Annotated in this window: 2 protein-coding genes; both read left to right on the top strand. The window is 44.7% G+C overall.

Annotated features, from left to right (window positions below):
• Positions 1-47: 47 nt before the first annotated feature.
• A complete protein-coding gene (locus tag AC04MQ_RS19290; RefSeq protein ID WP_475392897.1) occupies positions 48-425 on the top strand; it encodes a transposase in 378 nt (125 codons plus the stop codon).
• Positions 426-430: 5 nt separating this feature from the next.
• On the top strand, positions 431-1,252 hold the full coding sequence (locus AC04MQ_RS19285) for an IS3 family transposase (RefSeq protein ID WP_475392898.1): 822 nt from the start codon (positions 431-433) through the stop codon (positions 1,250-1,252).
• The last annotated feature ends 29 nt before the right edge of the window (positions 1,253-1,281 follow it).

Below are 1,281 nucleotides of genomic sequence, written 5' to 3'. Positions count from 1 at the left end.
TGTTCCTGACCCCGATTTGATTTGGACACCCAGCCCAGGGGGTCTTTATGGAAGTAACGTCTAACAGACGGAAATTATTTACACAGGAAAAGAAGCAATTAATCATCAAAGAGCACTATTCACAGGGAATTTCCATCCCAGTGCTTGCCAGGAAATACGGGGTTCATGCTATCACTCTCTATAGTTGGAAGAGGCAAATGAACCACAAGAAAACAGAATCACCAATCAGTCCTGAATATATCCAAAAAATCATTGAGGAAAATGACAAACTCAAAGCTGAGAATCAGACTCTCAAAGCCAAAGTTGGTGATTTGACGATCAAGAACGACATCCTCAAAGATGGTCTTGAGATTGTTCAAAAAAAAGCGATTTTAAAAGCACTTCAACCGCCAAAGAAGTCAAAGCGCTTAATCGGTATGAAGTAACCGACATCGCAGAAATCTTCGACGTCAGTCGAAGTTCACTTTACTACGAACCAGTTTCTCAGGAGGAAATTGGAATGCCTCGCTTTTATCAAAAATCAGACGATCAAATCATTTTAGAAGAAATCAAAGCCGTAATAGCACTCAGAGCCACTTACGGCTATCGCCGAGTCACCACAATGGTGAATCGCCAGAGGGCTCTTGCCGGGCGCAATAAAATCAATCGTAAGCGTGTTCAGAGAATCATGCGAATGAATGGTCTTTCGTTGCCACAAACAATGCCGCAGCCGAAGCGACCACATACCGGCGTTGTTATGACCATGTTCCCGAATCTGCGCTGGTGCTCAGATGGAATGGAAATCCGTTGTTTTAACGGCGAGAAAGTTTTTGTGGCATTTGCTTTGGACTGCTGCGACCGCGAAGCCTTTGCCTATGTCGCTAGAACAGAACCTCTGTCGGCTGACGACATCGAAGAGCTGATGGTTAAGGCGGTAGAAGCGAGATTTGGGGAGTCGTTACGATGTTCCCGTGAAATTCAGTGGTTGTCAGATCGAGGATCAATTTACCGAGCGAAATCGGTGAAAGATCTTGGGCGTGAACTAAATCTTCATTGTTGTTACACCAGAGCCTACAGCCCAGAATCAAATGGTATGGCTGAAGCTTTTGTTAAAACAATCAAAAGAGATTACGTCTATCAAGCAGACTGCGATAGTGCAGAAACGGTTCTTAAGCTATTGCCGCAATGGTTTGCAGATTATAACAACGTCGCTCCGCACTCAGCACTTGGCATGAAGAGCCCAGTCGAGTACAAGGAGTCCGTGAACTTTTAACTGTGTCCAAAAAATCGGGGTTCACTCCA

The organism is Bdellovibrio sp. MYbb2 (genome assembly GCF_056175685.1).
Note: the sequence above shows the minus strand (reverse complement) of the source record. Positions and strands in the feature narration are given on the sequence as shown.